Annotated in this window: 29 protein-coding genes; 24 read left to right on the top strand and 5 right to left on the bottom strand. The window is 45.3% G+C overall.

All coding sequences use genetic code 11. The features are described from left to right. Positions 1-115: 115 nt before the first annotated feature. From prsW to fni, 9 genes are all read left to right on the top strand, one after another. Positions 116-790 carry a glutamic-type intramembrane protease PrsW gene (gene prsW, locus N667_RS0105350; RefSeq protein ID WP_027408607.1) on the top strand — a complete coding sequence of 225 codons (675 nt, stop codon included), beginning with the start codon at positions 116-118 and terminating at the stop codon, positions 788-790. A 157-nt stretch (positions 791-947) separates the two neighbouring features. Further along, positions 948-1,733 (top strand): spore cortex-lytic enzyme, encoded by a 786-nt coding sequence (sleB, locus tag N667_RS0105345; protein WP_409978171.1) that lies wholly within the window; start codon positions 948-950, stop codon positions 1,731-1,733. A gap of 17 nt (positions 1,734-1,750) precedes the next feature. Beyond that, a complete protein-coding gene (gene ypeB, locus N667_RS0105340; protein WP_027408605.1) occupies positions 1,751-3,094 on the top strand; it encodes a germination protein YpeB in 1,344 nt (447 codons plus the stop codon). Between the two features lie 76 nt (positions 3,095-3,170). Continuing rightward, a complete protein-coding gene (locus N667_RS0105335; protein ID WP_027408604.1) occupies positions 3,171-3,836 on the top strand; it encodes a flagellar brake protein in 666 nt (221 codons plus the stop codon). Between the two features lie 63 nt (positions 3,837-3,899). Then, the gene (locus N667_RS0105330) at positions 3,900-4,082 is read left to right on the top strand and encodes a YpfB family protein (protein ID WP_027408603.1); all 183 of its coding nucleotides are present in this window, start codon (positions 3,900-3,902) and stop codon (positions 4,080-4,082) included. 84 nt (positions 4,083-4,166) lie between these two features. Continuing rightward, complete coding sequence (gene cmk / locus N667_RS0105325; protein WP_035098079.1) at positions 4,167-4,835, top strand: (d)CMP kinase; 669 nt, start codon at positions 4,167-4,169, stop codon at positions 4,833-4,835. Positions 4,836-4,840: 5 nt separating this feature from the next. After that, positions 4,841-5,422 carry a lysophospholipid acyltransferase family protein gene (locus N667_RS0105320; RefSeq protein ID WP_027408601.1) on the top strand — a complete coding sequence of 194 codons (582 nt, stop codon included), beginning with the start codon at positions 4,841-4,843 and terminating at the stop codon, positions 5,420-5,422. A 135-nt stretch (positions 5,423-5,557) separates the two neighbouring features. Further along, entirely contained in the window at positions 5,558-6,715 is a 1,158-nt protein-coding gene (gene rpsA / locus N667_RS0105315) for a 30S ribosomal protein S1 (RefSeq protein ID WP_027408600.1), read from the top strand. A 12-nt stretch (positions 6,716-6,727) separates the two neighbouring features. Beyond that, positions 6,728-7,777: a type 2 isopentenyl-diphosphate Delta-isomerase gene (fni, locus tag N667_RS0105310; protein WP_027408599.1), complete on the top strand. Its 1,050-nt coding sequence runs from the start codon at positions 6,728-6,730 to the stop codon at positions 7,775-7,777. 238 nt (positions 7,778-8,015) lie between these two features. On the opposite strand, the gene N667_RS0105305 is transcribed toward fni, so the two are convergent. The 5 genes from N667_RS0105305 to N667_RS19325 all read right to left on the bottom strand — a co-directional run bounded on the left by N667_RS0105305 (position 8,016) and on the right by N667_RS19325 (position 12,539). Then, positions 8,016-8,246, bottom strand: coding sequence for a hypothetical protein (locus N667_RS0105305; RefSeq protein ID WP_027408598.1), 231 nt, complete (start codon positions 8,244-8,246; stop codon positions 8,016-8,018). Then, entirely contained in the window at positions 8,243-9,439 is a 1,197-nt protein-coding gene (locus tag N667_RS0105300) for a Ger(x)C family spore germination protein (protein ID WP_027408597.1), read from the bottom strand. The genes N667_RS0105305 and N667_RS0105300 overlap by 4 nt, the downstream gene beginning before the upstream one ends. Then, entirely contained in the window at positions 9,436-10,539 is a 1,104-nt protein-coding gene (locus N667_RS0105295; RefSeq protein WP_027408596.1) for an endospore germination permease, read from the bottom strand. The genes N667_RS0105300 and N667_RS0105295 overlap by 4 nt, the downstream gene beginning before the upstream one ends. A gap of 12 nt (positions 10,540-10,551) precedes the next feature. Next, positions 10,552-12,147 (bottom strand): spore germination protein, encoded by a 1,596-nt coding sequence (locus tag N667_RS0105290; protein ID WP_027408595.1) that lies wholly within the window; start codon positions 12,145-12,147, stop codon positions 10,552-10,554. 257 nt (positions 12,148-12,404) lie between these two features. Beyond that, positions 12,405-12,539 (bottom strand): YpzI family protein, encoded by a 135-nt coding sequence (locus tag N667_RS19325; RefSeq protein ID WP_084278920.1) that lies wholly within the window; start codon positions 12,537-12,539, stop codon positions 12,405-12,407. A gap of 329 nt (positions 12,540-12,868) precedes the next feature. On the opposite strand from N667_RS19325, the gene N667_RS0105280 reads away from it, so the two are divergent. From N667_RS0105280 to aroC, 15 genes are all read left to right on the top strand, one after another. Beyond that, a complete protein-coding gene (locus N667_RS0105280; RefSeq protein WP_027408594.1) occupies positions 12,869-13,468 on the top strand; it encodes a hypothetical protein in 600 nt (199 codons plus the stop codon). 91 nt (positions 13,469-13,559) lie between these two features. Further along, positions 13,560-14,870, top strand: a complete 1,311-nt coding sequence (gene der / locus N667_RS0105275; protein WP_027408593.1) for a ribosome biogenesis GTPase Der — start codon at positions 13,560-13,562, stop codon at positions 14,868-14,870. Between the two features lie 20 nt (positions 14,871-14,890). After that, positions 14,891-15,919, top strand: a complete 1,029-nt coding sequence (locus N667_RS0105270; RefSeq protein WP_027408592.1) for an NAD(P)H-dependent glycerol-3-phosphate dehydrogenase — start codon at positions 14,891-14,893, stop codon at positions 15,917-15,919. 167 nt (positions 15,920-16,086) lie between these two features. After that, a complete protein-coding gene (locus tag N667_RS0105265; RefSeq protein ID WP_027408591.1) occupies positions 16,087-16,290 on the top strand; it encodes a DUF2768 domain-containing protein in 204 nt (67 codons plus the stop codon). Positions 16,291-16,318: 28 nt separating this feature from the next. Continuing rightward, entirely contained in the window at positions 16,319-17,038 is a 720-nt protein-coding gene (locus tag N667_RS0105260; protein ID WP_027408590.1) for a hypothetical protein, read from the top strand. Positions 17,039-17,185: 147 nt separating this feature from the next. Beyond that, positions 17,186-18,664 carry a stage IV sporulation protein A gene (gene spoIVA / locus N667_RS0105255; protein ID WP_027408589.1) on the top strand — a complete coding sequence of 493 codons (1,479 nt, stop codon included), beginning with the start codon at positions 17,186-17,188 and terminating at the stop codon, positions 18,662-18,664. Between the two features lie 499 nt (positions 18,665-19,163). Further along, entirely contained in the window at positions 19,164-19,436 is a 273-nt protein-coding gene (locus tag N667_RS0105250) for an HU family DNA-binding protein (RefSeq protein ID WP_156936086.1), read from the top strand. A gap of 236 nt (positions 19,437-19,672) precedes the next feature. Further along, positions 19,673-20,239 (top strand): GTP cyclohydrolase I FolE, encoded by a 567-nt coding sequence (gene folE / locus N667_RS0105245; RefSeq protein ID WP_027408587.1) that lies wholly within the window; start codon positions 19,673-19,675, stop codon positions 20,237-20,239. 31 nt (positions 20,240-20,270) lie between these two features. Further along, on the top strand, positions 20,271-20,492 hold the full coding sequence (gene mtrB / locus N667_RS0105240; protein ID WP_027408586.1) for a trp RNA-binding attenuation protein MtrB: 222 nt from the start codon (positions 20,271-20,273) through the stop codon (positions 20,490-20,492). A gap of 109 nt (positions 20,493-20,601) precedes the next feature. Beyond that, positions 20,602-21,417, top strand: a complete 816-nt coding sequence (locus N667_RS0105230) for a heptaprenyl diphosphate synthase component 1 (protein WP_027408585.1) — start codon at positions 20,602-20,604, stop codon at positions 21,415-21,417. 4 nt (positions 21,418-21,421) lie between these two features. Further along, positions 21,422-22,126, top strand: a complete 705-nt coding sequence (menG, locus tag N667_RS0105225; protein WP_027408584.1) for a demethylmenaquinone methyltransferase — start codon at positions 21,422-21,424, stop codon at positions 22,124-22,126. A 28-nt stretch (positions 22,127-22,154) separates the two neighbouring features. After that, the gene (hepT, locus tag N667_RS0105220; protein ID WP_027408583.1) at positions 22,155-23,117 is read left to right on the top strand and encodes a heptaprenyl diphosphate synthase component II; all 963 of its coding nucleotides are present in this window, start codon (positions 22,155-22,157) and stop codon (positions 23,115-23,117) included. 102 nt (positions 23,118-23,219) lie between these two features. After that, entirely contained in the window at positions 23,220-23,666 is a 447-nt protein-coding gene (ndk, locus tag N667_RS0105215; protein ID WP_027408582.1) for a nucleoside-diphosphate kinase, read from the top strand. Positions 23,667-23,728: 62 nt separating this feature from the next. Further along, the gene (locus tag N667_RS0105210) at positions 23,729-24,502 is read left to right on the top strand and encodes a CheR family methyltransferase (protein WP_027408581.1); all 774 of its coding nucleotides are present in this window, start codon (positions 23,729-23,731) and stop codon (positions 24,500-24,502) included. 115 nt (positions 24,503-24,617) lie between these two features. Next, entirely contained in the window at positions 24,618-25,784 is a 1,167-nt protein-coding gene (gene aroC, locus N667_RS0105205) for a chorismate synthase (protein ID WP_027408580.1), read from the top strand.

Below are 25,784 nucleotides of genomic sequence, written 5' to 3'. Positions count from 1 at the left end.
ATCCTCCCTTGATGATGGAAGTTTCTTTTCGTAAATGGAATTTGGAAGAAATATTATTCTCAATCGTCGTGCTCTTATGTTACCATAGAATAAACGGATGGAAACGAGGATTTTTATGTTTGCGATTATTTCAGCTGGTATTGCGCCAGGTGTGGCGCTGCTTAGCTATTTTTATTTAAGGGATGAATATGAAACCGAGCCGCTGTCGCTTGTATTGCGCACCTTTTTGTTTGGCGCTGTTCTCGTATTTCCGATCATGTTCATTCAACATGTTCTTCAGCTTGAAGGAATCGTGACGGCTAAATGGGCAGAAGCGTTTTTCTCTTCGGGACTACTTGAAGAGTTTGTCAAATGGTTTGTCGTGTATTTTTTTATTTTTGATCATCGCGAATTCGACGAGCCGTATGATGGCATCGTTTACAGCGCCAGCGTGTCGCTCGGATTTGCGACAGTTGAAAACATTTTATATTTGCTTGCCAACGGTGTCGAGTTTGCCGTAACGAGGGCGATTCTCCCTGTTTCAAGCCACGCGCTGTTTGCGGTGATGATGGGATTTTATTTAGGAAAGGCGAAGTTTCAAGGGAGAAAGCACCTTTATTTGCTGCTTTCGTTTTTACTTCCTTTTCTGTTGCACGGCACGTACGACTTAATTTTGTTCACGCAAGAAAAGTGGGGCTATTATATGGTGCCGTTTATGCTCGCCTTATGGTGGCAGGCGCTGCGAAAAGTAAAGCAAGCAAAAGGGATGTATACGGCATCGATTGTCTCCTCTGCCAAAAGCCAAGCTTAAAGCTTGGCTTTTTTTATTATGGGCAGCGCCAGTTGGGGATTTATGGGGGTGCAACTGGAGGCTTGGATGTTTCTTATGAATAAAAAACCAGTTTCGGAGAAAAATACGCATATAACCAATTGGAGAACGATGGAGGATGATGATCATGCGTTGGCGAATGATCGTATGTTTGCTCGCTTTTTTATGCGTGTATGAATGGAGCGGGAAGGAAGCGCATGCGTTTTCGAATCAAGTGATTCAGCGCGGAGCGGTTGGCGATGATGTCATTGAATTACAAGCGCGATTGCAATATATCGGTTTGTATCGAGGAAAAATTGACGGGGTGTATGGTTGGAGCACATACTGGGCGGTCCGCAATTTTCAATCGCGGTACGGGTTGCCTGTTGACGGACTAGTCGGCGGAAGTACAAAGAGGAAACTTGTGAACGTGTCGAAATACTACGAGTCGTTTGTCAAAGAGCAAATTCGCAAAGGAAACTCATTTACCCATTACGGCGGAATACCGCTTAGCCAGCAAGTAAAGAACCAAGGGGCGCGAAAAATAACAAGATCTTTGAAAGCGGCAGCGGTCAACATACCGAGAGGATTTTCGCAAAACGATATTCAATTGATGGCCAACGCCGTATACGGTGAGGCGCGCGGGGAGCCTTATATCGGTCAAGTAGCGGTGGCAGCGGTTATTTTAAACAGGCTCGAGCATCCGGCGTTTCCTAACAGTATCGCCGGGATTATTTTTCAGCCGGGGGCGTTTACAGCCGTAGCCGATGGACAAATTTGGTTGACCCCAAATAAAACGGCGAAAAAAGCGGTGCTTGATGCGATCAATGGATGGGATCCTACCGGCGGCGCGATCTATTATTTTAACCCGAACACGGCAACAAGTTCATGGATTTGGAGACGTCCGCAAATTAAGCGAATTGGTGATCATATTTTTTGTAAATAAAAAGGCAGGTGACAGGTATGCTGCGAACGTTGCTCATTGCTCTTTTATCGATTGGGGTTATTGGAACAGGCTATTGGGGCTATCGTGAACATCAGGAAAAAAATGCAATTTTAGTGCATGCGGAAAACAACTATCAACGCGCTTTTCACGATTTGGCATACAAAATTGATTTGCTGCATGACCAAATCGGAACGACATTGGCAATGAATTCGAAAACATCGCTTTCCCCGGCGCTGGCTGAGGTGTGGCGCATCGCCGCGGAAGCGCATTCTGACGTAGGCCAGTTGCCGCTGTCGCTTCTTCCTTTCAATAAAACGCAGCAATTTCTAGCACAAATCGGCGCATTTAGTTATCGCGCGGCGATCCGCGATTTAGAAAAAGAGCCGCTGACGAAGCAAGAATATCGAACATTACAGACACTTTATCAACAAGCGGCCGACATTCAAGGCGAACTTCGCAACGTCCAGCATTTAGTATTAAAAAATAACTTGCGCTGGATGGATGTGGAACTCGCCCTTGCAACGAATCAGCGGCCGAGCGACAATACGATTATCGACGGTTTTAAAGCAGTCGAAACGAACGTCGAATCATTTTCCGAAACGGCTAATTTTGCTCCGACGTTTACGAGCATCACAGATCGGGAAAAAGGATTTGTTCGGGCGCAAGGAAAACGGATTACTGCAAATGAAGCGAAGCAGATCGCCCAATCATTTTTAGGGCTTAAGGGCACAGAAAAAATTAAAGTGGTCCATAGCGGTAAAGGAGCGTATGATCGTTTTTACAGCTTGACGATTTATGATCCGAAAACAAAAACAGATACGTCTATGGACATTACGGAAAAAGGCGGGTATCCAATTTGGGTGATTAACAACCGCCCGGTAAAAAAACAGGCGATGAGCTTGCATGAAGCAGCGATGATAGGGATGGAATTTTTAAAGAAGCATCGCTTCCAAAACATCGAGTTGTATGACAGTACCCAATACGACAATGTGGCGGTGTTGACGTTTGTAACGAACGATCATGGCATTCGCGTGTATCCCGAAGCGATTAAAATGAAAGTGGCGTTGGACGATGGAACAGTTGTTGGCTTTTCTGCGCGCGATTACTTATCATCGCCGGTCATTCACCATTTTCCGAAACCGGTCTTGTCGCTAGCCGAAGCAAGAGCGAAAATTAATCCGAATTTCAAGGTGATGGAAGAGCGCCAAGCGGTCATTACGAACAATTTAAATCAAGAAGTGCTTTGTTACGAGTTTTTAGGAACGCTAGGCGATGATACGTACCAAATTTTTATCAATGCCGAAAACGGAATCGAAGAGAAAGTCGAAAAAATGCAAAACACAGAGATCGCTTATGAATGAAGGAAAAGCTTGTCAATAGCTTTTCCTTTCTGTTTAAATAGGAGATAGAGCAATGAATAAGTGAGAGGGAGAGCAAATGATTAAAATTGGGGACGTACTAATTCTTGAATCAGTCGCTGAAAAAGAGGTGCATCAGTACAAATGCAAAGTGACGGAGACTTTTCCGGACCGTATATATATCGATTATCCTGTCGACCAAAACACCGGGCGAACCGTGTTTTTAATGAACGGAATGCAATTTAAAGCGAGTTTTATTGGAAAAGACGGAAGCCTTTATTTATTTGACACGGAAGTGAAAGGCAAAGCGCGTGATCCCATTCCGATGATTGTGCTATCATACCCAGAGGAAAAACGCCTTGTTCGCATTCAACGCCGCCAATATGTTCGCGTTGAAGCAAGCGTCGACATTGCTATTCATCCGCTGCACGGTGAATTTTCGCCGTTTGCGACGATGACAACCGACATTAGTGCGGGCGGCGCTGCGATTGTGTTGCCGGAAGAACAGATGAATCTGGCTCCGGAAATGATTGTGGAAGCGTGGCTTGTGTTGCACATGAAATCAGGCGAATTTCATTATATGAAAGTGCCAGCGAAAGTGGTGCGCATCTTTGAAGTAGAAGGGAGCTATGTACGCAAAGCGTCACTGCAGTTTCTCGATATGACGCCGCAGGAGCGAGTATTGCTCATCCGTTACAGTTTTGAAAAACAACTGGAGATAAGGAAAAAAGTGGAGGGTATATAGGAATAAGCGAGCGAAAAACGAGGAAGAATAGAAAATAAAAATGAAAAGGCGGTTGTGTATGCGATGAAACGGATCGAGCGAATCTTACTCAAAATCGTTATCGTTCAATTTCTCTTCTTATTGCTTGCCCAATGTTTGCTGTTGTATACTCCGCTTGCCCCGTATGTCAATAAAGTGTATGAATATGAGGGCGTCACAAAACAAGAAAAAACGAAAACGATTGAAACAACCGTCGACCATCGATAATTCATATGGTAAAATATCATCGGAGCATGCAGGATTTTTCCTGCTTTTTTCTTTGAAAAAATACGTTGAAATATAGGAGGATATATGAAGCGAATATCGATTGCGATTGACGGACCGGCAGCTGCGGGAAAAAGCACGGTCGCAAAAATTTTAGCGGGGAAGCTTTCTTATCTCTATATTGATACGGGGGCAATGTATCGAGCCCTTACTTATCTTGCGCTGCAAAAAGGAATCGATTTGCATGATGAACAAGCGCTTCTTGAACTATTGCGCGATACATATATTGAATTAAAACCTTCTGAGCGCGGACAACTTGTGTTTGCTAATGGGAATGATGTCACGAACGTGATTCGCAGCGAAGAAGTGACAAATGCGGTTTCGTTTGTGGCCAAGCATCCGCTTGTGCGGGAAGAAATGGTGGCGCGTCAGCGAGCATTAGGGGAGCAAGGCGGAGTTGTCATGGACGGCCGCGATATTGGCACGCATGTTCTCCCGCATGCAGAAGTAAAAATCTTTTTGAAAGCATCGGTCGAAGAACGTGCGAAGCGGCGCCACCAAGAGAACCTTGAGCGCGGATTTTCCTCTGACTTAGAGAAGCTAAAAGAAGAAATTGCCCGCCGCGACAAAATTGATTCAGAGAGAGAAGTCGCGCCGCTGAAAAAAGCAGAGGATGCCGTTGAAATTGACACAACTTCTTTATCGATTGAAGATGTCGTGAACGAGATTATGAAAATAGTAAATGAAAGGATTTGATCGCCTTGAATTTTTATTCGTTTGCGAAGGGAGTTGTATCGTGCGTTTTAAAGCCGCTTTATCGAATTGAAGTGATCGGTGCAGAACGGTTTCCAAAAGAAGGGGGCGTTCTCCTTTGCGCGAACCATATTAGCAACTTTGACCCTCCAGTTGTCGGCATTACTGCTCCTCGTCCGATTCATTTTATGGCAAAAGAAGAGTTGTTTCGCGTGCCGATTTTAAAAACGCTGCTTCCGCCGCTCAATGCGTTTCCGGTAAAGCGCGGCATGAGCGACCGCCAGGCGTTGCGAACAGGGCTCGATATACTGAAGCAAGGGCGCGTGTTCGGCATTTTTCCGGAAGGGACGCGAAGCAAAGACGGAAAATTGCAAAAAGGGTTGTCTGGGGTCGGCTTTTTTGCGCTTAGAACCGATGCGCAGGTGGTGCCTTGCGCGATTATTGGACCATATCGTCCGTTAAAAAAACTGAAAGTTGTATACGGAGAACCGATCGCGATGGATGAACTGCGCAAGCAAAAAGCGTCGCCAGAAGAAGCGACGGAATATATCATGCGGCATATTCAAGCGCTCTTGGATGAACATCAATAAGCATTCCGATACATGCTTTTTGAAAAAATATGGTATAATAAATAGAAAAGTGGGCCGCGTGGAAAAATCGATACGTTTTTTCCGTTGGTCAGCTTTATTAGTTAGCCATGGGCAGTCGACGAAGGAGGGTTTTTCATGGTAGAAGATATGAATGTGGAAGTAAACGTATATAAGGTAGGTGATGTCGTGCGCGGCAAAGTCGTAAAGGTCGAGGAAAAGCAAGTGCTTGTCGACATCGAAGGTAGCAAGCAAAGCGGCATCATCCCAATCAGCGAACTTTCAAGCCTTCATATTGAAAAAACGAGCGACGCTGTTGCTGTCGGTGACGAAGTAACGGCAAAAGTAAAAAAGGTCGAGGAAGGCGAAAGCGAAGAAGAAGGGCTATTGATTTTATCGAAAAGAGCGGTCGATGCGGATCGCGCATGGGAAGAGTTGGAGAGAAAGTTTTCTAGCGGAGAATCGTTTGATGTCGTTGTGAAAGACATCGTTAAAGGCGGGCTTGTGGCTGATGTCGGTGTGCGTGGGTTCATTCCGGCATCGTTTGTGGAAACGCATTTCGTTGAAGACTTCTCCGACTATAAAGGTCGGACGCTTAAAGTCAAAGTTGTTGAATTAGATCGCGAGAAAAATCGGGTGATTTTATCTCACCGTGCGGTTGCTGAACAAGAGCAAGAGGAGCTCCGGAAGCAAGCGTTCGAAAAGCTTCAAGAAGGGGAAATCGTGGAAGGAACGGTGCGCCGTATCACTGACTTTGGGGTATTTGTCGATGTCGGCGGCTTTGACGGACTCGTACATATTTCACAGCTTTCTCACGCTCGTGTCGCCCATCCATCCGAGGTTGTTCAAGAAGGAGAAACTGTGAAAGTGAAAGTGTTATCGGTGAACAAAGAAAGCGGGCGCATTTCGTTGTCCATTAAAGAAGCGATGCCAGGACCATGGGAAGGCATTGCGCAAAAGATCGCCCCTGGCGATGTTGTGACAGGAAAAGTGAAAAGGCTTGTGCCATTTGGCGCGTTTGTTGAAATTTTTCCTGGTGTTGAAGGGCTTGTTCACATCTCACAAATTTCTAATAAGCATATCGGCACACCGCACGAAGTGTTAAAAGAAGGCGATGAAGTTCAAGTAAAAGTATTGGATGTTAACGAAGCGGAACACCGCATCTCGTTAAGCATGCGCGAACTAATGGAGGAAACAGCCCCGGAAGAAGATTACAGCCAATATACAAAGCATGCCGAGTCGACGGGATTCCAGCTTGGCGAAGTCATTGGTGAGCAGTTGAAGAAATTAAAATAATGGTGATTTTTAGTGAACAGAGCGAGACGAAAAATTGAGCATATTAAACATGCGCTTTCGCTCGAACATAGCGCCGCAAACGGCTTTGATGACATAGCGCTTGTGCACCAAAGCCTGCCCGGCATTTGCACAAATGATGTCAAATTGGCAACGAATTTAGGTGAACTTTCATTAAGTTCGCCTCTTTTTATCAATGCGATGACCGGCGGTGGCGGACAGGCGACACTTGAGATTAATAAAGGGCTCGCAGAAGCAGCGAAAGAGCGGCAAATCGCGATGGCCGTCGGCTCGCAAATGGCAGCCGTGAAGGATGCAAGCGAGCGCGCGTCCTTTGAAATCGTCCGGCGGGTAAATCCAAGCGGCATTATTTTTGCGAATATCGGCAGCGAAGCGACGGTCGATGAAGCAAAGAGAGCGGTCGATATGATTGAGGCAAACGCTCTGCAAATTCATTTAAACGTCGTGCAGGAACTTGTAATGCCGGAAGGGGATCGCGATTTTACAGGAGCACTGGCGCGCATTGAGCGGATTGTTCATGAAGTAAACGTGCCGGTCATCGTGAAAGAAGTGGGATTTGGCATGAGCAAAGAGACCGCGCAAAAGCTTGCGGACATCGGCGTTTTAATGGTCGATGTCGGGGGATTTGGCGGGACCAATTTTGCGCTTATTGAAAACAAACGCCGCAATAAGACATTGCCATATTTTAACGAATGGGGCATTTCGACGACCGCTTCGATCGTTGAAGTGTCGCAAAGTTCCCCGCACCTATACGTAATTGGCAGCGGTGGAATCCAGAATGCGCTTGATGCTGTTAAGGCGATAGCGCTTGGGGCGAGCGCAGTCGGCGTAGCGCGCCCATTTTTGGAAGCCCTTATAACCCGCGGCGTCGAATCGTTACTTGAACTGGTTGATGAATGGCATCATGATCTCATCCTCATCATGACAGCGCTCGGAGCCAAAACGATTGAACAGCTAAAACGCACTCCGCTTGTCATTTATGGCAATACGCACCACTGGTTGACGGAGCGGGGATTCGACACGAAAGCGTACAGTCAAAGATAAAAGGAACAAATTCAGCAAAAAGGCATCGTTCAAAGAGCGATGCCTTTTGGTATGTAAAACTATACCATTTTTACATCGGGCGCTTGCTAATGAAATGAAAGCTTTAGCAGCTAGATAGACTTGTCGCAATGAAAAATGACCAATCCTTATAGGAATTGGTCGGAACATCAAGCTGCTTGTTTGTACAAATTCGTGTTTTCTTGGCAAAAGAGGTCTTTTGTTAGCAACATCTAACCCGCTATTCTTCTAATAACCGCCCGAGTGGCCTGTAAATGTAGTCAACCATTTGCGTTGGTCCGGGAAGATCGGGTTTGTACAAAAGTAAAATGGCAAGTGCTGTTCCCATGCCTAACAATATAACGAATGCAGCTTTTTCTTTTTTTTGTGCGCGCTTCCACTGCGGTCGTTCGAATAAAACAATAAGTGTAAGGAGCACGATGATGCCTAAGATGACATTTAATTTTGTCATTTTTTCACCTCTTCCGGAGGAATTCCTTGTGGAATAGTATTCATTCCTGGTCTGCGGAAATTCACCTTCGCTTTAATCGTTACTTCTACATTCGGGAAAATATCTTCCCATCTGTCTTTTACTTGATTCCATTGTCGCGGATATTTTCGGTGAAACGCTTCTCCGAACCCGACAACATCAGCCTTCATCTTTTGCACTTTATGCAATGCGGCGTAAATTCGATTAGCTGTTTCATCTGCTAGCGCCTTTTGGGCTAGATGGATATGTTTTTTATTATATAAACTTAAATTGGTTGCGTTTGATATTACATCATCTTCTGATGTGATTTTTACAATCATTTTCCATTTTCCGTTTTTATATTCTGGAATAAGTTTCGTATGCATTTTAATGATTGCGGCAGTAATTGTTCCTTTTGCTCCTTTGAGCGAAACAGTAATGTTTGCTTGTTCCACTTCGTTTCGTATCCAAAGAAGACCGCGCGACATTTTATCATTGACCGACCCGATCATGCGGTCTTTTTTAAAAATAGCTGTGCGTTGAATAAAAGCGATTGTTTGTAAATCACTCATTCCCTTTTGTGCGGGTAAAATTTGCACTAGCGGAATAGCGGCCGTTTGAGTGCTGCCCGCTAACATTTGCAGCGCATCTTTCACCGTTACACGAAATAAAAACTGCAATTCCGATAATTCCCGCATTACTTCGGCGGAACTTTGTTCAATCGGCGGGCTCAATTCGAGCACGTTTTTAGCTGACCCCTTGCATATGAACATATTCGAGCGAAGGCGCATTTGCGGGTTGCGGCTTAAGAAGTCGATATATGGGCGAATTCCCTCTTTTGCCACTTTTTCGCTGAACACGACCGCTTTCACGTGCCCCCAAAAAAGACGGCGTGGAATTTTTTCTTGTAAATCTCTAATGGCGTCTGCCATTACCGCGCCGGTTCCCGTTCGAATAATCGTTGCGCCTCCACCTTTCGTGTTGCTTCCGCCCATTGCCATGCCTCCGCCAAGCTGTTTCGGAACAACGAGTTGGACAGTAAGCATCGTGTTTTTCCCTTTTTTGTCAATACCAAGTCCTGTGACGAGAGCTAAATCATTTAGTTCTACCCGGTCCCAACAGCCGCTTAGCAAAAGGCAGTTTGAACAAATAAGAAAACAAATGATCATTTTTTTGAATTTGGTTAATCCGCTCATTTTTGCCCATCCTTCATTCGGTTTCTATTTCTAAATTTAGCAATTAACAAGAGAATGAGAGGAAGAACGATTTGAATCGAGCTTAAATAAAAGGGAACGGTTGTCGCTAATAGATGAGACAATTCCATTAAGCTCGGTGCAATCCATTCTGAAAATACAAGCAATAAAAAACCGAGAGGAAACACGAGCATGCGATAATCGGGCAAATTCAGCCATTGCGCCGTTCCAAGCGCCACTACGTAATAAAAGACAGTAATTTTTAAAAAGGTTCCTCCTACCCAAACGGCCATTACAAACGCCTCTAAGTGTTCAAGGAAGTCGGCGATGCTAATGTAGCGAACGGCGCTCATGACCGGATAGACAAAGTTGGCGGTAATCCCGCCTAATACAAAAAGGACGGTTATATTGATGATAAATAATGTGAGAAAAACCGCCAGCACTGAGATAATACCCCATTTTTTACCGTTTTCTCCATTAGCTAAGTAAGGAAGAAAAAAGGCCATTAGAAAAAATTCGCTAAACCAGCTTTGCGGCGTAACCGCCCCTTTAATGGAAGGGATGATTCCTTTTTCCATGATCGGCAGCATATTGGTAGCGTCCATATCAGGAATTAAAAGAATAACAAAAATAAGGATGACGAGAGTTACGACTGGAACGATCATTTCCGCAAGCCTTCCGATTACCTCGACGCCGCCGCGCACAGCTAGGGCGCATATGAAAACCATGGTCCCCATCACAAAAATCGGCGGCGTGCGCATGAGAAAGTTCCCGACGATAAATTCCCCATATTCGCGGACAACAATCCCATCGGCATGTAGATAAAAAAATAAAAAGACAAAACCTATAATCTTTCCAAAAAATTTTCCCGCAATTTGTTCGCTATATTCAATCGCCGTTTTTTGGGGATAGTAGTGATGCAGCCGAAGGGTGATATACACCGCCAAAAAACCGGAAAAAGATGCCCAAATGGGCGACAGCCACATATCTTGCCCTGCATGGTGGGCGGTAATGGCTGGGACAAGAAGAATGGCTGTCGCAATAATAGCCGGGTACATCATTAGCGCCATTTGCATAGCCGATATTTTTCCTTTTTCAATCATAGCACCCCTCCTTTATTGATCTTTGTTTTCCGGACTTGGCTTTTGGTCTGAACCTTGCCTTGTCAGATTGTCAATGCCCGGCAGTTGCGGTCGTGTGTTGAGCTTCCATAAAGGTGCCCGGACGAGCACGTCTTTCATATCTTGTCCTTGCATCGGTGCCATTGGCGACAAATATGGAACACCGAACGAACGAAGCGTTGCCATATGAATAAGAATTAAAAGAAGTCCAAGCATGACCCCAAGCAGCCCTAACGATCCCGCTAACAAAATCATCGGAAAGCGAAGCATGCGTATGGCAATGCCCGTTGCATAGCGCGGGACGGTGAACGAAGCAATCCCGGTTAAAGAAACGACCATAATCATCGGAGCGGACACGATGCCGGCTTGAACGGCTGCTTGCCCGATGACGAGCGCCCCGACGATGCTTACAGCGGCACCGGCTTGCTTTGGCAAGCGGACTCCCGCTTCGCGCAGCGCCTCAAATACAACTTCCATCATTAACGCTTCCACAAGCGCGGGAAACGGGATTAATTCCCGCGACGCGGCCATTGTCAATAACAACGTTGTCGGCACCATTTCTTGATGGAAGGTGAGGAGAGCCACGTACAGCGAAGGAAGAAAAAGCGATATTAGCAGAAAGAGATAACGCACCCAGCGAATCACTGTGCTAATTAACGAACGTTCGTAGTAATCCTCATGCGATTGCAATAGCGAATAAAACGAAATAGGTGCAACCAAGGCGAACGGTGTTCCATCCTGCAAAATGGCGAAACGTCCTTCGAGAAGGCTAGCGGCTACAACATCCGGCCGCTCCGTATTCAACATTTGCGGAAACGGAGAATACGGATTATCTTCGATGAGTTCTTCGATGTAGCCGACGTCTAAAATGCCGTCAATTTTAATGCGGTGTAACCGCTCTTCAACTTCTTGAATCAGCGCTGGATGAGCCAGTCCTTCAATGTAACAGACAACAACTTCCGTTTGCGTATATGTCCCTATTTTGATAGCTTTTGTTTTGAGGTTGGGACTTTTAACTTTTCGGCGCACAAGCGCAAGGTTCGTTCCAAGCGATTCGATAAATCCTTCGCGCGGCCCTTTGATGCCGGCTTCTCCCACCGGCTCATCGATCGACCGTTTCTCCCATTTTCCGACACCGAGGGAGAATGCGTGATTATAACGGTTTATAAGCAAAACAGCTTTACCCGAAGAAATCGATTCGATGCACTCTGACATTAATTGAGTTTTGCTTACTTTCGAAACAGTCAGCGTTTGGCTGAGCAGTTGATGGATATCAAAATCCGTAATAGATGATAACGGTCTCATTAGAGACGGAAGAACGACTAAATCAAGTTCTTCAACATTTACTAGTCCGTCGATATAGACGAGGACGGCGTTTGTGGTGCCAGCGACCTGAAATGAACGAAATACGACGTCTACGCAATTTTCATAGACGGATTGTAGCGTCTCTATATTTTCCTCCAAATTGAAAGAAAGAACATATGGCTGTGCGTTTTGTTGCGCTATATAGAGTTCCTGCTCGTTGTTTCGTGTTGTTCCATTTTGATGGTTTCCCGTTACCCCATTTCTGCTTTTCTTAAAAAAACGCATTTGTTTCCCTTCTTTCTGGCGCTCAATATGTCTATTGCTAGTTTTTCCATTGTGTTTATAAAATAATCTTTCGAAACAAAGAAAGGAGAGAGATAGAAAAGTCTGATTATATTGGTTTTACCGGGGAGCATGCAGAATGATTGTTTTGTTGCAGAAGCGTCCCCATATTTAATAGTTTCTCGTCTCAACTGAAGAAATCAGGGCATGATAAAAAAGCGGTCAAACTTCTATGTTGTTTGACCGCTTCTCTAGGGCTATTAATGTTGATTGCGTTCTCTAGCGTCATCCGGCGTCTCCAACCGTGTTGCTCCTTTGTTTCCGAGCGCTTGATCGCGATCCGATTCAACGCGGCGCGACTCTTTTAATTTTTTCTCTTGCCGATCTTTTCCCATGGAATGGCCTCCTTTCCCGCAAGGTTTGTTTCTAGTTTTTCTTATTTTTGTTTTTATATGCGTGATTAATTTTTAGCAAAGCTGAAATAATGGGAATAGAACACAAGTGTTGATGATCCATTATTTTACTTAAAAACACAAAATGGTACGGCTAAACACTAGCTTTTCTGCCGAAGTCGGCAAGCATGTCCCCTTTCGAACAATGAACGCTTTGCGGGCAAATGAATGTTGCCCGTTGGCGTTCTTGTTCGAGGGGAAGCAGAGAAGCTAGGAATCAAGCATTGTTAATTGGATAATCAACATACCTGAAAATAGAAAGGAGGAATCGTGTGGAAGGAGCGTATTTTTATTGGTGCGCATGGGTATGTTGGATTTATGCGACATTTTTGATGAAAAAGACGAAAAAACGGACGGTGCTCGCCGCTTTTATGCTTGTCACAATCATTCTTTCCGTTCATGCGGTAGCCATTGGTCCGTTTTCGGTCATGTTGTCGTTTTTGTTTGTGTTCTTTGTTTCATACTGCTTTATTGTTCAAAGGTCAGGTTGGAAGTTTGTATATGCGTTCATATCCATGATGGCGATCGCATTTGTGTACGCTTCCTTGCAAATGTTTGCTCTCATTGATCCTGTATGGGTTTGGGCCGATCAAACGTGGATGCTTGCTATCCTTTTGATGATCCTTTGTTTAATGTTAGGATCAAATTTGTCCGAACGGCTATTATATGCTGCAGTCGGGAGTTGCCAAGGAGAAATCGTGTACGCGTTAGCAGTCAAGCAAATTCCTTTGCCATATACAGTTGGGTCGCTTTCTTTTTTTGATTTGTTGTCCCTTTTATGTGCATGCTTAATAGTCTGGTCTATATTTGAAAATCTTTCAATTTATGCTGATGCGATTCAAAAGCAAATGAAGCGAAATAAACCGCTGTAGCGCTCTTTCTATTGTTGAGCGCTATTGTTTTTGATAAAATAAAACAGCTGTGCTTTTGATTCGCCGCAATAATAAAGAAAGGGTGATTACAATGGCCAATCCAGTTGTAGCGATTGTTGGCCGTCCGAACGTCGGAAAGTCAACAATTTTTAATCGAATTGCTGGCGAGCGTATCTCGATTGTAGAAGATGTGCCGGGAGTGACCCGAGATCGGATATATAGCAGCGGAGAATGGTTGAATTACAAGTTTCATATTATTGATACAGGCGGGATTGATATCGGGGACGAGCCGTTGCTCACACAAATTCGCCAGCAGGCGGAAATCGCCATTGACGAAGCGGACGTCATCATATTTATGACGAATGGACGTGACGGAGTGACGGCGGCGGACGAGGAAGTGGCAAAAATATTGCACCGTTCGAATAAACCGGTCGTGCTTGCGGTAAATAAAATTGACAATCCGGATATGCGCGATCTTATTTACGATTTTTACGTGCTCGGGTTTGGCGAGCCGTATCCGATTTCCGGATCGCACGGAACAGGGCTTGGAGATTTATTAGACGCCGTTGCCCAGCATTTTCCGAAACAAAAAGAAGAAGAGTATGAAGATGATGTCATTAAGTTTTGCCTCATTGGCCGTCCGAACGTCGGCAAATCGTCGCTTGTCAATGCCATTTTAGGCGAAGAGCGCGTGATTGTCAGCGATATCGCCGGCACGACGCGCGATGCAGTCGATACGACGTTTACGAGGGAAGGACAGGAGTATGTCATTATTGACACGGCCGGCATGCGGAAAAGAGGAAAAATTTACGAAAGCACCGAAAAATATAGTATCCTGCGGGCGTTGAAGGCGATCGAACGATCCGATGTTGTTCTCGTTGTGTTGAATGCGGAAGAGGGCATTATCGAACAAGATAAGAAAATTGCCGGATACGCGCATGAAGCGGGGCGAGGTGTTGTGATCGTCGTCAATAAGTGGGACGCGGTCGAAAAAGATGATAAAACATTGATTGAATTCGAACGGAAAATTCGTGACCATTTCCAATTCCTAGACTATGCGCCGATTTTATTTGTGTCTGCGAAAACAAAGCAGCGCTTACATAAGTTGTTGCCGCTCGTGCAAATGGCAAGCGAAAATCACGCGATGCGCGTACAAACAAACGTGCTTAATGAAGTGATTATGGACGCGGTGGCGATGAATCCGACACCGACGCACAACGGCCAGCGGCTTAAAATTTATTATGTCACCCAAGTGGCTGTCAAGCCGCCGACGTTCGTTGTATTTGTGAACGATCCGGAATTAATGCATTTTTCATACGAAAGATTTTTAGAAAACCGGATTCGTGATGCGTTCGGTTTTGAAGGAACCCCGATCAAACTCATTGCTAGGCCGAGAAAATAAATTTTAAGGAAGTGATAAGGGTGGAACAAATTGCGGTGCTAGGAGCAGGAAGCTGGGGAACAGCGCTCGCGATTGTCCTCGCGGATAACGGCCATGCCGTCCGTCTATGGGGACAGCGCCCGGAGCAAATCGAAGAAATTAACGAAAAGCGAACGAACGAGAAATATTTGCCGGGCATCGAGCTTCCTAACGGAATCGTTGGCTATTCGTCCCTGAAAGAAGCGTTGGAGACGATCGAAACGGTCGTGCTCGCTGTGCCGACGAAGGCGATTCGCGACGTGTTGAAAAAAGTGCGGGAATGCGTGAAGCAGGCGATCACCATTGTTACTGTCAGCAAGGGGATTGAACCAGATACGCATAAACGCATCTCAGAAATCATTGAAGAAGAAATGGGGCCGTTTTTACAAGATGTGGTCGTACTGTCGGGGCCGAGCCATGCGGAAGAGGTGAGCCTGCGCCATCCGACGACGGTGACGGTGTCTTCGAAAAATATGAAAGCGGCGGAGCGGATTCAGGACTTGTTTATGAACTCGCAATATTTCCGCGTCTATACGAACCCGGATCTCATTGGCGTTGAGATTGGCGGGGCATTAAAAAATATTATCGCCCTTGCGGCAGGGATTACCGATGGTTTAGGGTATGGAGATAACGCTAAAGCGGCCTTGATTACCCGGGGGCTTGCCGAAATCGCACGGCTTGGCTGCTCGCTCGGCGCAAACCCGCTCACGTTTTCGGGCCTTACGGGAATTGGCGATTTAATCGTTACATGTACGAGCGTACATTCGCGCAACTGGCGAGCGGGGCATTTGCTTGGAAAAGGCATGAAGCTTGACGAAGTGCTCGACAGCATGGGAATGGTTGTCGAAGGAGTACGGACGACAAAAGCTGCCTATCAATTGGCACAAAAGCTCGGTGTGAAAATGCCGATTACTGAAGTGCTCTATGACGTGCTGTTTAATGGGAAAAACCCTAAAGAGGGGGCCGATTCTCTGATGGCGCGCGTTAAGACACACGAGATGGAAGATTTAATCAATATTTTGGAAAAATAGGCATTCGACGATGCCATAGGCGTTGTCCATGCATACAATATGGCGAACAATCATAGACTTGAACTTCCGGACAAAGGGTATCCCGTCCACTGAAGTAAAGAGCCCCGCTTTACTTCAGTTTTTTTGCTGATCTTGTATAATAATTGTCGAAAAAAGGGGGAACGAACATGTCGCCTGGGTTAGCGAAAATGTGGATTGCACTTACTTCGATGGCATTTATGTTTATTTCTGTTTTTTCTATTTATTTGAGCCGCTATAAAATAAAAAACAAAGCGTTGAAAGCAGTGCTGGCGTTGATTGCATACGTGCTTATGATTTTAGCGGGAATCATCATCATTTTCGTTGTATTTAGCGGCCCGACGCCAGAGTAATGGACAAGCAAAAAGGATGGAGAGGAAAATGAAGCGTGCGTTTCGATGGATCGTTGCCAGCATGATCATGCTTTTACTGTCTGGCTGTCTATACCCAGATGAGCGATTAAAACAAAACCAAATTCCTTACCAAGATCAAGTGGCGAGCGTGCAGCAGGCGGTCAATCAATACCGAGAGGCGACCGGAGGATTGCTGCCTATAAAGACGCGCGATATGAAAACACCGATTTATCAAAAGTATCCAATCGATTTTCAAAAGCTCGTGCCGCGCTATATGCCTGAACCGCCGGGCAACGCGTTTGAAAGCGGCGGCATTTTTCAGTACGTGCTTGTAGATGCGGAAACGAATCCGACGGTCAAATTGCTTGATTTGCGGATGGCGGAGCAAATTCGCGACATCAACTTGCGCCTGCAAATGTACCGCGACGCCCATGGATATCCGCCGTTTAAACAAATGATTGCCAAGGGAGTTTTTACACTTGATTATAAAAAACTAGGATATAAAGAACCGCCTTATGCCGAAAGCCCTTACTCCGGAAACAATTTGCCGTTTGTGATCGACTATAAAGGAGATGTTTATGTCGATTACCGCATCGACTTATATGAAGCGTTGAAAAAAACGAAGCGTTCGTATAAGACAGGCGAAGATATTCGCGGGCTGTTAGTCGAAAACTCTCTGTTTGTTCCGGCATACTCTCTTCCGTACACGGTTGATGCACATAATGAGCCGATTTTTTTAACGAAATAAGTCATGATCCCTTCTCTTATGAATACATTCTAGAGAAGGGATTTTTTCTTATTTTAGTCATAAATGAATAGGACAACGTCATATTCATATAGTGTCCTAGTAGTCCTAATAGGGACCATAACGACTCAAAGACTGGAGGGGAGTCATTTGGAAAAAGTCGATATTTTTAAAGATATCGCGGAACGAACAGGCGGCGATATTTATTTAGGCGTAGTCGGTGCCGTTAGAACGGGCAAATCGACATTTATAAAGAAATTCATGGAGCTTGTCGTAATCCCGAACATCGGGAACGAAGCGGATAAGGCGCGGGCGCAAGATGAGTTGCCGCAAAGCGCCGCCGGCAAGACGATTATGACAACGGAACCGAAATTTGTTCCGAATCAGGCGGTGAAAGTGAAAGTTGATGATGGATTGGAAGTGAACATCCGCCTCGTTGATTGTGTCGGCTACGCAGTCACAGGAGCGAAAGGGTATGAAGATGAAAACGGCCCGCGCATGATCCATACTCCATGGTATGAAGAACCAATTCCATTCCAGGAAGCGGCGGAAATTGGCACAAGAAAGGTCATTCAAGAACATTCAACGATCGGCGTCGTTATTACGACGGACGGAACGATTGGCGAGATTCCAAGACAAAATTATGTAGACGCCGAAGAGCGGGTCATTAATGAATTAAAAGAGGTCGGCAAACCGTTTATCATGATTATTAATACGGTGCGCCCGCACCACCCGGAAACGGAAGCGCTTCGAAAAGAGCTTTGCGAAAAATACGATATTCCGGTATTAGCAATGAGCGTCGAAAGCATGAGAGAAGCGGATGTATATAATGTGCTTCGTGAGGCATTATATGAATTTCCAGTGTTAGAGGTGAACGTGAACTTACCGAGCTGGGTGATGGTGCTTCGCGAAGATCACTGGCTTCGTGAAAGCTATCAAGAAGCGGTCAAAGATACAGTGAAAGATATTAAGAGATTGCGTGACGTTGACCGCGTCGTCCAGCAGTTTGGTGAATATGATTTTATCGAGAGAGCAGGCCTTGCCGGCATCGAGATGGGGCAAGGGGTTGCAGAAATTGATTTATACGCTCCAGACGATTTATATGACCAAATTTTAAAAGAAGTGGTCGGTGTAGAAATTCGCGGCAAAGACCATTTGCTTCAGCTGATGCAAGACTTTGCCTATGCGAAAGCGGAGTACGACCAAATTGCTGATGCGCTTAAAATGGTGAAACAAACTGGCTATGGCATCGCTGCTCCGGCCCTTTCCGACATGAGCTTGGATGAGCCGGAAATCATTCGCCAAGGTTCGCGATTTGGCGTGCGGTTAAAAGCAGTGGCTCCATCGATTCATATGATTAAAGTCGATGTTGAGTCTGAATTTGCGCCAATTATCGGAACAGAAAAACAAAGCGAGGAGCTCGTTCGCTACCTCATGCAAGATTTTGAAGATGATCCGCTGTCAATCTGGAATTCTGACATTTTTGGACGTTCGCTCAGTTCGATTGTGCGCGAAGGTATTCAAGCGAAACTTGCTTTAATGCCGGAAAATGCGCGCTATAAGTTAAAAGAAACGCTCGAACGCATCATTAACGAAGGTTCGGGAGGCTTAATTGCTATCATCTTATAAACGTGTCACACAGACTCCGATTCGGGGTCTTTTTTTCATGTCTGGATATTTCTTTTTACTAATGGGGGCGGCGGTACCACCCCAGCTTTATACGAAATTTTGTCAGCATATAAGAAGTCGCGTATTTAGTTCGTTTGTAAACGTTTAATATTGAGGCATATTATAGTTTGCCAGAAAGCTGTGCGCGTGGCGACATTGGCGGGGGAGAGTTTTGTCGTTTATTCTTCCAAAGGAATAAAAGGGCAAAAACCTTGAAAAATAAGCATTTTTTCTTGCGAAACGATTAGACATATGGTAATCTTTTATCAGCAAAACTTAGTTTCTTTGGTGAAATGTGACTAATTTGCATTGATTTGCTGAAAATATGTTGAATTATGACGACGAATCGTTTAATATAGGCATGTCGATAATTTATATTGCTTGATACGTATAGAAATAGGAGAAATGGTGAACAAATGGAATAAGCACGTTGATTCGACCTTGGGAGGAGGTGAATGGCATGAACAAAACAGAATTAATCAATGCGGTTGCAGAAACTAGCGGCCTTTCTAAAAAAGATGCAACAAAAGCAGTCGATGCTGTTTTTGAATCCATTACAGAAGCACTTAAAAGCGGCGATAAAGTTCAATTAATCGGTTTTGGGAACTTTGAAGTGCGTGAGCGCGCAGCTCGCAAAGGACGCAATCCACAAACAGGCGAAGAAATGGAAATCCCTGCGAGCAAAGTTCCTGCATTCAAACCAGGTAAAGCTCTTAAAGATGCTGTGAAGTAATTGCTACATAAAAAGAGCTTAGGAGAAGGGCAAGTCAGTTTCGTTGCCCTTCTTTTTTTGCTTTTTTTTTCACATATATGCTAGAATCGGATTACGGGAAGCGCCCGTTTGTACATAGAAACTATTATCGATGCAAATTCGATCCTTTTACCAAGTCTTTTCTTCATTTTTTGAGCGATGATAAATTTCAGTTGCATTGATATTTGGAGTTTGTTGAATGCGGGAGGATGTAAGAGATGTTAAATGTCAATTACGAACAAATTGAACAGGCGGTTCGCCTTATTTTAGAAGCGGTCGGCGAAGATCCAAACCGGGAAGGCTTGATCGATACACCAAAGCGGGTAGCGAAAATGTATGCGGAAATGTTTGCAGGACTCAACCAAGATCCGAAAGAGCATTTTCAAACCGTTTTTAGCGAAGAGCATGAAGAGTTAGTACTTGTCAAAGACATACCGTTTTTCTCCATGTGCGAGCATCATTTAGTTCCGTTTTTTGGAGTTGCCCATGTTGCTTACATTCCTCGCGGTGGAAAAGTGACGGGATTAAGCAAACTTGCGCGCGCGGTGGAGGCGGTTGCGCGCCGTCCGCAGCTTCAAGAACGAATTACCGCAACTGTTGCCGATGCAATTGTGGAAACGCTTGAGCCGCATGGTGTAATGGTCGTCGTGGAGGCGGAGCATATGTGCATGACGATGCGCGGAGTGAAAAAGCCGGGAGCGAAAACAGTAACGACAGCGGTTCGCGGCACGTTCGAAACAGACCATGTAGCTCGCGCTGAAGTGTTATCGCTTATCAAAGGATGATGAAATTTATTTTTCACCAAGGGGGAAGGTTATGTATAATAGCGACTATATTGTCATTAAAGCGTTAGAAGACGGCGTCAATGTCATTGGATTGACGAGAGGAGCCGATACGCGTTTTCATCATTCCGAAAAGCTTGACAAAGGGGAAGTGCTCATCGCCCAGTTTACGGAGCACACATCTGCCATTAAGGTGAGGGGAGCTGCTCTCATCCAGACGAATCACGGCGAAATTCATTCAGAAGGAAAGAAATGACATTTAATCAGCACGTTTCTGTTTTTTCTACGAAATTAGAGCCTTTCATAAAAAATTATGTTATAATTAAATGCGTTATGTCTTTAGCACGAATTTTTGGGGAACAAGGGTGATCGTATTGGAACAAATCTTGAAGAAAATAGCAACGCTAAAAGAGCAAATTCAACATTTTCTTTACCATCCATATTTGTTGCAGCATGTATCCGCTCAAGCAATTGATGAGGATCGAATTTTATTGTTATTATCGATGCTAGCAAGCGCACAGCTGTCGCCTGAAGAAATGGACGGCTATGTAGTTCCGGTGATGCTTGTACAAATCGCCCTTGATACCCATGATAACGTGAGCAATTCTCTTTCGTGTCAACAAGAAGACGAACTAAAAATGAGACAGTTGACGGTGCTTGCTGGAGATTTATACAGCGGGCTGTACTATGAATATTTAGCGAAACGAAGCGATCTTACAACGATTTATTTGCTTGCGGAAGCGATTAAAGAAATTAACGAGCATAAAATTCGTTTATACCAAAAAGATATCGGAAAAATTGAATCGCTGTTTCATAGCGTCGCTATTATTGAGTCGTCGCTTATTTATAAAATCGGCGAACATCTCTCTGTGCCGTCATGGTCGAAATTTGCTTATTATTTTTTGCTGTTAAAGCGGCTCGGTCGCGAAAAGGAGCAGTTTAACAAACAAGGGACATCCGTTCTTTTTGAGCAAATGGCGAACATTGTCTTTTCGAAGAACAAAGCGATGGCAAAAGAGCAAAAGCATTATTTAGCACATATTTGCAATCGTTATATTCAGCATTGCAAGGAAGAGCTGTTAAACATGAAGCTTGAATGCAACGACTTGCTAAAAAAGCGGCTTTCCGAACTAATCGGAAGCTTTTCCGCCATCGCCAAAAAGACAGTGGAAGAAGGGTAGAATGATGCAACGATCGAAAGAAGAACGAGTTCATCACGTGTTCGAAAAAATTTACGAGAATTACGATAAAATGAATTCGGTCATCAGCTTCAAACGCCACGTCAAATGGCGTGAAGACACGATGAACCGAATGAAGGTGCAAAAAGGAGCGAAAGCGCTCGATGTTTGTTGCGGTACGGCTGATTGGACGATCGCCCTTGCAGAAGCAGTCGGCCCGAGCGGTGAGGTATACGGACTTGACTTTAGCAAAAATATGCTGCAAATCGGAGAACTAAAAGTGAACGAGCGGCATCTTCGCAATGTGAAGCTCATTCATGGCAATGCGATGCAGCTTCCATTCCCCGACAATACCTTTGACTATGTCACAATTGGATTTGGGCTTCGAAATGTGCCGGATTATATGACGGTGCTGAAGGAGATGCATCGCGTCTTGAAGCCGGGTGGAAAAGCTGTCTGTCTAGAAACATCGCAGCCGACCCTCATCGGATTTCGGCAGCTTTATTATTTTTACTTCCGCTTCATTATGCCGCTGTTAGGAAAAATTTTTGCGAAGAGCTACGAAGAATATTCGTGGCTCCAAGAATCGGCGCGCGATTTTCCTGGGATGGACGAGCTAGCCCGAATGTTTGAGGAGGCTGGATTTGTCAATGTTGAAATAAAGCCGTATGCGCTTGGTGCGGCTGCTATGCATCTAGGGTATAAACCGTGACGCATTACGAAAGATTAAGGTGAACATGATGAAATTGAAAGCGATGTATTCGTTTTTAAATGCCGATTTACAATTGGTAGAAAAAGAATTGGAAGCGGCAATGCAATCCGATTATTCGCTATTAAGCGAGGCCGCGCTTCATTTGTTGCAGGCGGGCGGCAAGCGCATTCGCCCTGTGCTTGTGCTTCTTGCCGGCAAATTTGGCGATTACGATATTGAACGGATCAAACATGTGGCGGTAGCGCTCGAACTGATTCATATGGCCTCACTCGTTCATGACGACGTAATTGACGATGCGGAAATGCGGCGTGGCAGGCCAACGATTAAGGCGAAATGGAGCAATCGCTTTGCGATGTATACCGGCGATTACATTTTCGCCCGTTCGCTTGAATTGATGTCTCGGCTCGACAATCCGCTTGCTCATCGCATTCTAGCGCGCACGATCGTCGAAGTGTGCCGCGGAGAAATCGAGCAAATTAAAGATAAGTACCGCTTTGATCAAAAGCTCCGCTCCTATTTGCGGCGGATTAGACGAAAAACAGCGCTATTGATCGCTGTCAGCTGCCAGCTTGGCGCGATCGCTGCGAACGCTCCACAAGAGGTAGCGGATCGCCTTTATTTGTTCGGGTATTATGTCGGAATGTCGTTTCAAATTACCGATGATATTCTTGATTTTGTCGGCACTGAGGAGCAACTCGGCAAGCCGGCGGGAAGCGATTTGCTGCAAGGAAATGTGACGCTGCCTGCCCTTTTTGCGATGGAAGACCGACACGTTAAAGAAAAAATCGTCAGCGTTCACCCTCACACACCGGCAAGTGAAATGAGCGATATTATTTCCCGGATTAAAGAAACGGGAGCGATTGAAAAGTCATACGCGTTGAGCGATCGCTATTTGCAAAAAGCGTTTGCCGTGCTGGAGACGCTTCCGAAAAACAAGGCGCGTTCAACGTTATATAATGTCGCAAAATATATCGGCAAAAGAAAGTTTTAAACGCTTTCATGGACTATATTGCTTCTTATGGGAAACAATGTTACTATTTTGATGGGAATGCTATTTCCTAGTACATAACTGTGTAGAGGTGGAGTATCGACGATGGAAAGAACATTTTTAATGGTCAAGCCTGATGGGGTTCAACGCAATCTAATCGGCGAAATCGTATCTCGCTTTGAGAAAAAAGGCTATCAGCTTGTTGGAGCGAAATTGATGCAAGTATCCCGCGAACTGGCGGAGCAGCACTATGCGGAGCATAAAGAGCGCCCGTTCTTCGGGGAACTTGTCGACTTTATTACATCAGGGCCAGTGTTCGCGATGGTATGGGAAGGCGAAAATGTCATTGCCGCTGCGCGCCAAATGATGGGCAAAACGAACCCGCAAGAGGCGGCGCCTGGCACTATTCGCGGCGACTTTGGCTTAACAGTCGGCAAAAACGTAATTCATGGTTCTGATTCACCAGCGAGCGCAGAGCGTGAAATCAACTTGTTCTTCAAGGAAGAAGAGCTTGTCAACTACTCTAAGCTGATCCATGAGTGGGTATATTAATATATGGGCGATTGGCTCTACTGATGAGCCAGTCGCTTTTCTTATAGGGAGGAAAGTGGCGCATGGATGATTACCAGCAATTTATTGCGAACGTGAAAAGAAAAACGGGCATTGATTTGGCGCAGTATAAAGAAGCGCAAATGAAACGGCGGCTGACATCACTTTATGAAAAGCGCGGTTTTAAAAATTTTCAAGAGTTTTTCAAAGCGATGGAGGCGGATCGTACGCTTTTTCATGAATTTCTCGACCGCATGACGATTAACGTTTCCGAATTTTACCGCAACGCCCAGCGATGGGAAGTGCTTGAAAAAAAGATTTTACCGAAGCTTATTGATCGAAACCGTCGCTTAAAGGTGTGGAGTGCCGCTTGTTCGACAGGAGAAGAGCCGTATACGTTGGTCATGATTCTGTCAAAGTTTTTGCCACTTTCGCAAATTTCAGTGCTCGCCACGGATATTGACGAGAACGCCATTTCTCGCGCCAAGCTCGGGGTTTATGTCGAGCGTTCTCTTCAAGAAGTGCCAGAAGAAATGAAAAAAAAATTTTTTACAAAAGAAGGAACGTATTATAAAATAGACGAAAGTATTAAAAGAGCTGTCACGTTTAAAAAGCATAATTTGCTGGCGGACCCATTCGATACGAATTACGATTTGATCGTCTGCCGCAACGTTCTTATTTACTTTACGGAAGAAGCGAAAAGCGTATTGTATCATAAATTTAATAAGGCGCTACGTCCTGGCGGGATGTTTTTTGTCGGCAGCACAGAACAAATTTTTAATCCATCGTCTTACGGCTTCGAAGCGGAAGATACATTTTTTTATCGCAAAATGGGATAACATCGGAAAGAGTTCATCGAAATGATGAATTCTTTTTTTATAAACGCTTTTCATTTTGTAAAATTATGATATATTGTTACATAAACGCGTTAAAGAGTTGAAGGGAGAGAGAAAGATGAGATATTTGACAGCGGGGGAGTCGCACGGACCGCAGCTGACAACGATTTTAGAAGGTGTTCCAGCGGGGCTGTCGCTTCTAAAAGAGCATATTGACATGGAGTTGGCAAGACGGCAAAAAGGATATGGCCGGGGAAGACGAATGCAAATTGAAAAGGACGAGGTCAAAATTTTAAGCGGTGTGCGCCATGGTAAAACGTTAGGCTCGCCGATTACGCTTGTCGTCGAAAACCGCGATTGGAAACACTGGACGAACATTATGGCAATCGAGCCAATCGATGAGGCAGATGAAGTAAAGCGCAAAGTGACACGGCCGCGACCTGGGCATGCCGACTTAAACGGTGCGATCAAATATGGACACCGCGACATGCGCAACGTACTCGAGCGATCATCAGCGAGAGAAACAACGGTGCGTGTGGCGGCCGGGGCGGTGGCGAAGCGCATTTTAGCCGAGCTTGGCATTCAAGTAGCGGGACATGTGCTTGAAATTGGCGGCGTGCGCGCGGAGCGACTCGCCTATGAATCGCTTGAAGAGTTGCGAAGCGTCACAGAGCAGTCGCCAGTTCGTTGCTTTGATGAAGAAGCGGCTGTTAAAATGATGGAGGCGATCGACCGGGCGAAAGAAAATGGCGATTCGATCGGGGGCATTGTAGAAGTGGTTGTTGAAGGTGTTCCGGCCGGGGTCGGCAGCTACGTGCATTACGATCGAAAGCTCGACGCGAAAATCGCTGCTTCCATCGTCAGCATTAATGCGTTCAAAGGAGTCGAGTTTGGCATCGGTTTTGAAGCGGCACGTCTTCCGGGAAGTGAAGTGCACGATGAAATTGTTTGGAGCAAAGAACACGGATTTCGCCGCCGCACCAATCGCGCTGGCGGCTTTGAAGGCGGAATGACAACCGGCATGCCGATTGTTGTGCGCGGGGTAATGAAGCCGATTCCGACACTATACAAACCGCTAGAAAGCGTCGACATTGATACGAAAGAGCCGTTTACGGCGAGCATCGAGCGCTCGGACAGTTGCGCTGTGCCAGCGGCGAGCGTTGTTGCCGAAGCGGTTGTCGCTTGGGAAATTGCTGCGGCGATTGTCGATCAGTTCGGACAAGACCGAATGGATTTAATTAAAGCGAACATTGAACAAATGCGCCGTCATGCGAAGGAGTTTTAA

Origin of the sequence: Anoxybacillus tepidamans PS2, assembly GCF_000620165.1 — a bacterium.
Classification (GTDB): Bacteria; Bacillota; Bacilli; order Bacillales; family Anoxybacillaceae; genus Anoxybacteroides; species Anoxybacteroides tepidamans_A.
Note: the sequence above shows the minus strand (reverse complement) of the source record. Positions and strands in the feature narration are given on the sequence as shown.